The organism is uncultured Campylobacter sp., assembly GCF_938017615.1.
Lineage (GTDB): Bacteria > Campylobacterota > Campylobacteria > Campylobacterales > Campylobacteraceae > Campylobacter_B.
The window spans coordinates 1-8,120 of record NZ_CALIJA010000173.1 but is presented as its reverse complement, the minus strand read 5'-3'; the positions used below and the strand labels follow the sequence as shown (position 1 = coordinate 8,120).

7 protein-coding genes are annotated in these 8,120 nt (G+C 45.0%); 3 read left to right on the top strand and 4 right to left on the bottom strand.

What is annotated here, in order from left to right; all coding sequences use genetic code 11:
* Positions 1 to 235 precede the first annotated feature (235 nt).
* Complete coding sequence (locus Q0620_RS08945; RefSeq protein WP_005871241.1) at positions 236 to 832, top strand: peroxiredoxin; 597 nt, start codon at positions 236 to 238, stop codon at positions 830 to 832.
* Between the two features lie 94 nt (positions 833 to 926).
* Here the strand turns inward: Q0620_RS08945 and Q0620_RS08940 are convergent, their stop codons facing one another.
* Positions 927 to 1,100: a hypothetical protein gene (locus Q0620_RS08940; protein ID WP_298784618.1), complete on the bottom strand. Its 174-nt coding sequence runs from the start codon at positions 1,098 to 1,100 to the stop codon at positions 927 to 929.
* A 72-nt stretch (positions 1,101 to 1,172) separates the two neighbouring features.
* On the opposite strand from Q0620_RS08940, the gene Q0620_RS08935 reads away from it, so the two are divergent.
* On the top strand, positions 1,173 to 3,914 hold the full coding sequence (locus tag Q0620_RS08935; protein WP_298784616.1) for a M16 family metallopeptidase: 2,742 nt from the start codon (positions 1,173 to 1,175) through the stop codon (positions 3,912 to 3,914).
* Positions 3,914 to 4,882 carry a putative transporter gene (locus Q0620_RS08930; protein ID WP_298784614.1) on the top strand — a complete coding sequence of 323 codons (969 nt, stop codon included), beginning with the start codon at positions 3,914 to 3,916 and terminating at the stop codon, positions 4,880 to 4,882. The genes Q0620_RS08935 and Q0620_RS08930 overlap by 1 nt, the downstream gene beginning before the upstream one ends.
* A gap of 346 nt (positions 4,883 to 5,228) precedes the next feature.
* Here the strand turns inward: Q0620_RS08930 and cydB are convergent, their stop codons facing one another.
* The 3 genes from cydB to Q0620_RS08915 are packed head-to-tail and all read right to left on the bottom strand — an operon-like array spanning position 5,229 to position 8,069.
* The gene (cydB, locus tag Q0620_RS08925) at positions 5,229 to 6,335 is read right to left on the bottom strand and encodes a cytochrome d ubiquinol oxidase subunit II (RefSeq protein WP_298784613.1); all 1,107 of its coding nucleotides are present in this window, start codon (positions 6,333 to 6,335) and stop codon (positions 5,229 to 5,231) included.
* Position 6,336: 1 nt separating this feature from the next.
* Positions 6,337 to 7,860, bottom strand: a complete 1,524-nt coding sequence (locus Q0620_RS08920) for a cytochrome ubiquinol oxidase subunit I (protein WP_298784611.1) — start codon at positions 7,858 to 7,860, stop codon at positions 6,337 to 6,339.
* Between the two features lie 2 nt (positions 7,861 to 7,862).
* Complete coding sequence (locus Q0620_RS08915; RefSeq protein WP_005871229.1) at positions 7,863 to 8,069, bottom strand: DUF4492 domain-containing protein; 207 nt, start codon at positions 8,067 to 8,069, stop codon at positions 7,863 to 7,865.
* Between the last annotated feature and the right edge of the window lie 51 nt (positions 8,070 to 8,120).

The window sequence follows — 8,120 nt, the reverse complement described above, 5'->3', positions numbered from 1 at the left end:
GAAAAATATTATCAGTCAAAAACTGGATGCTGTTGCAAATGCTATAAAAAATAAAAATTTAGTCATTAATGTGCATGGGCTGACTCCTGACGAAGTTATAGCAAGAATAAAGGCTGCAATAGAGAAAGGATAAAAATGTTTAATTTAGATATAAAAATTTTCATAAAATTTCAGCAAATCTAAAGTTTTAAAATGTATAATCGCCATCATAAATTTTATTAACAAGGAGAAACAAATGATAGTAACCAACAAAGCCGTTGATTTCACGGCAACTGCGGTTTTAGGCAACAACGAAATAGTTGAGGATTTCAACCTCTATAAAAATATCGGCGAAAAAGGCGCGGTCGTATTCTTTTATCCAAAAGATTTTACCTTCGTCTGCCCGAGCGAAATCATCGCATTCGATCACAGATATCAAGATTTCAAATCCAAAGGTATCGAAGTTATCGGCGTTAGCTGCGATAGCGAGTTCACTCACCTTGCGTGGAAAAACACTCCGGTAAACGCAGGCGGTATCGGCAAAGTGCAGTTCCCGTTAGTTTCGGATATCACAAAAGATATCGCGCGCAGCTTCGACGTGCTGTTCGGCAATGCCGTAGCGCTTCGCGGCAGCTTCCTACTCGATAAAGACGGCACCGTCCGCCACGCCGTCATCAACGACCTACCGCTAGGCCGAAATATCGACGAGATGTTAAGAATGGTCGATACGATGCTATTTACAAACGAGCACGGCGAGGTCTGCCCTGCAGGCTGGCACAAAGGTGACGCAGGGATGAAAGCAGACCCTAAGGGCGTCGCGGATTATCTAGGCAAAAATGCGAGCAAACTATAAGTTGTAAAATTCTTCGCGCGGGCGTACGAATTCTAATGCTAACCACGTAAAGTTTAAATTTAGCCTTGCGCGGGCTATTAAAGCTCTCAAAGCTTTATAAATTCCGCTGCCAAAATTTTGAGTCGCGGCGGCGGAATTCCAAAAATTCCAAAAATTCCAAAAATTCCAAAAATTCCAAAAATTCCAAAAATTCCGTTTCTTGAAAATCTGCAAGTAAAATTTCAAAACCGCAAGTAAAATCCCAAATCCTTGGTAAAATTTCACCCATAACAAAGCTCGCAAAATCATACTTTAAACTAGCTTTTGTTACAATCGCAAGTTTTTAAATCCAAGGACAATTATGAAAAAGCTTATATTTTTTATCTCCGCCCTGCTTTGCTCTTTGAGCCTTTACTCCGCAGATACCAACCCGGATGCGCCACTTAAGCTCGATCCTAGTGTAGTGCACGGCAAGCTGGCAAATGGCGTGAAATTTTATATCCTCAAAAACGACGTGCCAAAAAATAGCGCGCTTTTTTACCTCAACGTAGCCGCAGGTAGTGTTGATGAAAATGACGACGAGCAGGGCTTAGCGCACTTCGTTGAACACATGGCGTTCAATGGCAGCGAACATTTTGATAAAAACGAGCTAGTCCATACCCTGCAGCGCCTAGGGGTGAAATTCGGCGCCGATCTCAATGCGCAGACTGGCTTTGAAAACACCACTTACAACATCCAAGCCCAAGTAAGCGATGAGACGCTAAAGGACATATTTTTGGTGCTGCGCGATTATGCAGGCGGCGTGAAATTTGACGAGAACGAAACGCAAAAGGAAAAAGGCGTCATCTTAGAGGAAGCAAAAAAAGGCTTTGAGAGGCGATTTTATGAAAAGCGCGCCACATATTTATACCCTAATTCCATATTTTCCAGACGCTTTCCGATCGGACAAAATGAAATCATCAAAGGCGCCACTGGCGAGCAACTAAAAAAATTCTATGCGCGCAACTACCTTCCTAGCGCCATTAGCATCATAGTCGTGGGCGACGTAAACGTTGAGCAGATTAAAAACCTAATCAAGCAAAATTTTAGCTCTCTTTCTGCGCACGGCGAAAAAATCCCGCGTGATCTTAGCCTGCACCCATTTGAAGGCGGGCTAGCAAGCACCGTAGAGCCCGAGCTCGGCGCCAATGTCGCTAGCGTGCTTTACGCAGGCAAATATGAGCCACTAAATAGCTACGGTGTGCTTAAAAATGAGTGGCTGCAAGCCTACGTATCGAGGCTGATGGAGCTTGGATACGACGCGATGAATGTGAATGCCAAAATTCCGCTTAAAGCCTATTTCGGCTCGGATGATCTGTTTAAAAACCGCAGACTATACAGCATAAGCGCGAATATTTTTAATTTCGACGTCAACGCCACGCTAAGTAGTCTTTTTAGCGCGATCAAAGGGGTGCGCGAACACGGATTTAACAATGACGATTTTGATAGCGTTAAGGCGGAATTTAAACATCAAGTGCAAGCCGATCTACTTAAAAACGATACGCAAAGTGCGCAAATAGGGGCACTACTCGATTTCGTACAAAACGGCAATGTAAAGCTTAGTAAGCAAGACGAGCACGATCTAAGCCTCAAGGCGTTAGAAGAAATAACGCTAGCAGATGTTAATAAATTTTTCTCAAAGATAACGGATGGAGCGAAATTTACGGAGATTATCTCTGCAAAGGATTTGGGCATTAGCCAAAAAGACGCGAAGCTGCTCTACGAAAAAGCGCTGCCGTTTAATTTCGCTGCTTCTAAGCTTGCTTCCAAGCAGCTTGCGGGAGCAGATTTAAAAGAGACGGAATTTAAAACGCAAAAAGGTGCTAGCGGCACTGAAATTTTGGAGTTTAAAAACGGCGCTCGCGTAATTTTAAAACCCCTTAAAAGCGAGAAAAATAAAATCGCCCTCGCAGCCGTTAAAAAAGGCGGCTACGCGCATTTCGGCAAGGCTCGTGGCGAAATTCTAACCGCACTGCTAAACTCAGGCACCATAGGCGAGCTAAACGAATACGAAGCGGGACGCTTGATCTCAAAATTTGATTATAAGCTAAGATTTAGGATGGACGACGCGGACTGCGGTTTTAGAGGCGCAGGAGCGGATCTGGAGGCGATGACACACGAGCTTTACGCAAGATTTAGCGAGCCGCTAATTCATGCAAGCTCGCTTATAAAATACAAAACCGACGCGCTTTCGGCGATTGCGCTACGAGACGAGACGGCGGAATTTAAATTCGGCGAGCAAATTTTAAAATCTCTATATTCAGGAGATACGGCTCGCAAGCAGCCGCTTAGCGTAGATGACGTAAAGAGCGCAAATCTTGCCGATTTACAGCGCGATGCGGATGAAATTTTTTCAGGTGCTGGAAATTTTATCTTTGTGCTTAGCGGCGATTTCGAGCCTGCGCGCGCGAAACAAATTCTAGCCAAATATATCGGCAATCTAAAGTCCGACGCAAGCAGCGCTACGCCTAAAACTTTGATGCTAAATACTTCTAGCGGCGAGATTGTGCAAGACTACGGCGATAGTGACAAAAGCGAAGTTCGGATGATTTTTTCAAACTATGAGCTGCAAAATTTCGACTTTGCAGACACTTATAAATTTCAAGCGCTAAAAAGCGTGCTAAGCAATCGCATCGTCGAGCAGATCCGCGAGGCGCGCGGACAAATTTACTCGGCAATGGTGCATAGCGCCTATGTGCGTGAGCCACAAATTGCAGCGAGCTTGAATGTATCATTTTCTACCGAGCCGAAAGATGCCCGTGCGGTTGCAGCAAGCGTGAGTGAAATTTTAAAGCAGATCGAAAGCTCCGGCGCAAAAGATAGCGAGCTTTCAAATTTTAAAAAAGCGCAAATTCTATCGACCAAAAGAGCTGCGCAGACGAATGATTTTTGGCTTGGAAATATCACTGCACACGAGCTTTACGGATATCCGCTCTATGACGAAAAAAGCTATGCGGCAAGCATAAACGCAGTAAAAAGCGCGGATGTGCAAAAAGCGGCGCAAATGCTAAGCGATAGGCTATTTACAGCGATTTTAAATCCAAAAAGCTCCGAGAAACGCTAATGTTCGTTTCATTTTTTAAAAGCAAAAAATGGGCACTTTTAGCATATACAGGGCTAGTATTTTTGATCGCTATCAATTGGTACCAAACTACGCTGAGCGTGCGTTTCAACGAATGGTATCGCGTATTTTATGATTTATGTCAAAACGTAGATCGTCATACGTTAAACGATTTTTACGTGCAGATGAAGGTCTTTTTATGGATAGCGATGCCTGCCGTAGCGGCGGCGATTTCGGAGCGATACGTGGCGCGAATTTGGGCGTTTAAATGGCGAGAGGCGATGACCTTTTCCTATTTTTCATACTGGAAAAAGGTAAGTAAAGATATCGAAGGAAGCTCACAGCGTATCCAAGAAGACATCTACCGCTTCTCAAAAATCATCGAAGATATCGGCACGCGCGTGCTTTCGGCGGCGATGACTCTTTTTGCATTTATTCCCGTTTTGTGGAGCCTTAGCGAGAAAGTACCTTTTGAGGCGCTCAAAAAAATTCCCGGCTCTCTCGTGTGGATCGCACTTGCAGTAAGCATCGGCGGACTGATAATTTCTTGGCTAGTAGGCTGGTTTCTGCCTAGGCTTGAATACAACAATCAAAAGGCAGAAGCTGCGTTTCGCAAAGAGCTGGTTTATGCCGAGGAGAATAAGGCGGAATATGCGAGCGAAGAGACCACAAAGACGCTATTTAGCAAACTAAAGCACAACTATTACAGGCTATTTTTGCACTACTGCTACTTTGATTTATGGCTAAATTCTTTCTCGCAAATCCTAGTTATCGTGCCCTATCTCATAATGGGACCAGGACTTTTTACTAAGGCGATTACGCTTGGAGTGATGATTCAAGTAGGTAATGCTTTTAACCAAGTACGCGGTAGCTTTAGCGTTTTTATCGATAACTGGACGACGATCACGGAGCTCCGCTCAATCCATATGCGACTTAAAGAGTTTGAAAAAAATATCAATTACAAGGGCTAGATAAAATTTCGCCCGTATCTTACGGCTCTAGATTTCGCTTTCTAAATTTAAAACAAAATCCCGAGCCGCTAGCTTTTAAAATTTCTACCCTTTTACTGCTCGCTTTTTTCGTGATGAGCGATGTTTAGCTTTATAAATTTATAACTTCCTACGAGTAAGATCATCCAAATCGCGATGAAAACTAAAGATTTGATCATTTTTAATCCTTAAAATTTTTTATAAATGCGGCGCGTAAAAAGCGCCGTAGATATGAAATTTAACCAAGCACAAAAGCACGCAGTGCCGCGCACGCAAGCAGCTTCTCGCCGCCATACGGCGCGCGGAAGCCGCGCTAGAGCGGGCGCACCTAATAATGCTCGTTTATAAGCTCCTCTTTATCAAGCTTCTTCGCATCCATTGTGCGCCAAACATAGCTTATATAACCCAGCACGAAAGGAACTAGAAACGATACGTAAAACATTGTCTTAAGCGTATAGAGACTCGAGCTTGCGTTGCTTATCGAAAGCGAGCTTTGCAGGTCAAAATTTGACGGATAAAACGCCGTGTTGTTTAGCCCCAGGATCAAAAACACGCTCGTTACCGCGCATACGACGCCCACGCCGTAGAAAAATACTCCGCGCACGCTGCTTGTAAATGCGCCTTTGAATATCCCCACCAGCACCAGCACGACGCCGAGCAGTAGCAAGATTAGCGCCGCAGGCAGGCTTAGGTAGTTATGTAGATACTTAAAGCTCTCAAGGCTTACGACGCCGCCAGCGCCTACTGCGTAGCCCTGCTTTAGCAAGACCCACGCCAAAAACGCGATGAAAAATACCAAAAACGCGCTAGCGTTAAATTTAAGCGAGGCTTTGAGCTTAGCGATCATTTCGAGCTCGGCGATATTATTCATCAAATATAAGCTCGCTCCCGTCCTAGCGCAGAAAAATAACGCAACTCCCAAGATGTAATTAAACGGATTTGCTAACGCCTCGAGTCCGCGAGCGGGGTTTTTCCACTGCACGAAATTATTATCACCCAGCGCAAACTCGCTGCCACTAAAAAGCGTCGAGACGATGATACCGAGCAGGATCGTGCCCAGCGAGCCGTTTATGAAAAGAAAGGCTTCATAAGTTTTAGCGCCCAAGAAATTATCGGGCTTTTTTCTGTATTCGTAAGCGACGGCTTGGATTATGAAACAAAAAAGCAGAGCCATCCACGCCCAATACGCCCCGCCGAAGCTGGTCGCATAAAATAGCGGAAACGCCGCAAAGCACGCCCCGCCGAACATCACGAGCGTAGTAAACGTGAGCTCCCATTTCTTGCCGATAGAATTTATTATGAAATCCTTCTCGGTTTCATTCTTCGCCAGTGTAAAAAGCAGCGTCTGACCGCCCTGCACGAAGAGCATAAAAACTAAAATTCCGCCCAGAAGCGAAACCACGCACCACCAATAAATTTGAAAAATTTCGTGCATCTTAAAATCCTATCTTTATCTGTTTTAGCATGATCTTTATCTCGGCTATGAATAAAACCGTAAATAAAACCGCAAAGAGCGCAAACGAGATTATTATGTTCGTTCCCGCTAGGCTCGTAGCTGCGACACCCACCGGCATAAGATCTTGTATCGCCCACGGCTGGCGCCCTACTTCGGCCACGATCCAGCCCGCCTCGCACGCGACGTATCCCAGAGGAATGCTAAAGACGCAAAGCCATAGAATTTTTTTGTATTCGGCGAGATTCTTTCGCATCGCTAAAAATAGCGTCACAAAAAATAGCAAGATAAAATAGCTTCCCAAAGCCACCATCACGTGGAAGCTATAAAAGGTAAGCGCCACGGGAGGGACGATCTGCTTCGCATCGTCAAGGTAGCCGTAGCCTAAATTTTGCATATTTTGATCGCCGAATAAAATTTCGCGCGCTTGCTGCATCGCCGCGGTGTCATTCGCGTCTTTGGCGAGCTTGTAATCCTTTAGCGCTTGCAAGGCGATTTTGCCTTTTTCGATCTTTTTATCCGCGCCTTCGATGCCGAATTTTTCGTTTCCAAATACCAAATCATCGATGCCCGGAGTGAAATTATCAAGTCCTCTCGTAGCCATCAGTCCCAGCGCGTAAGGCGCCTTGATCTCAAATAAAAACGGCTCCTTATCGTCTCCCGCGGTTTTGCTCGGATTTAAAACTCCCGCCGCGACGATGCCCGCGTTTACTTCGCCTTTATACAGGCCCTCCATCGCCGCAAGCTTCATCGGCTGCTTTTGCGCGACCTGATAGGCGCTCTCGTCGCCGCTAAATAGCACGAAAAGCGAGCTTAGCATACCGAAGCTTGCCGCTACGATGAAGCTTTTTTTAGCAAGCGCGAAGTCTTTGTTTTTTAGCATATAAAACGCCGAAATTCCAAGCACGAAAAGCGCCGCGGTAATATAGCCGCCGCCGACAGTATGTAAAAATTTAGCCACTCCGAAGTGAGATAGCGCGATATCTAAAAAATTGCTCATCTCGTTGCGCATCGTATCTGGATTAAAGCTCGTACCCACCGGATTTTGCATCCAGGCATTCGCGATTAGTATCCAATACGCGCTTAAATTTGATCCGATCGCCACGAGCCAGGTCGAGAGAAGATGAAATTTCTTGCTCACGCGGTCCCAGCCGAAGAACATTACCGCAAAGAAGGTGGTCTCCAAGAAAAACGCGAGCAAGCCCTCGATCGCAAGCGGCGCGCCGAAGATGTCGCCCACGAACCAGCTATAATTCGCCCAGTTGGTGCCGAACTCAAACTCCATTATGATGCCGGTCGCGACGCCGATGGCGAAATTTATACCGAAAAGGCGCAGCCAAAATTTAGTGATCTTGAGCCACTCCTGTTTGCCGGTCGCGACATATAGACTCTCCATAAACGCCACGATAAAGCTAAGCCCCAGCGTTAGGGGCACGAAAAGAAAGTGATAAAGCGCCGTGAGCGCAAACTGCGCCCTCGACCAATCCACGCTAGCAAGCTCTTGCATTCCTACTCCTTAGTCAAATTTTTATAGATGAAATCGATTTTTTCTTGATCGGTTTTAAATTTAGAATCTAGATTTTCGTCGAAAATGAAAAATTTAAGTAGCACAAAAATTATAAATAGCTTGATCAAAATCACCGCCCATAGCGTTTTGCCAAGCTTCATCGAAGCAAATCCGTGCGCGTAAAATTTTAAAATTTTGCCGAAAAACATCAAATTTTAACCTTTAGCAATTATTAGTTTATATTTTTTATTATATAGTAA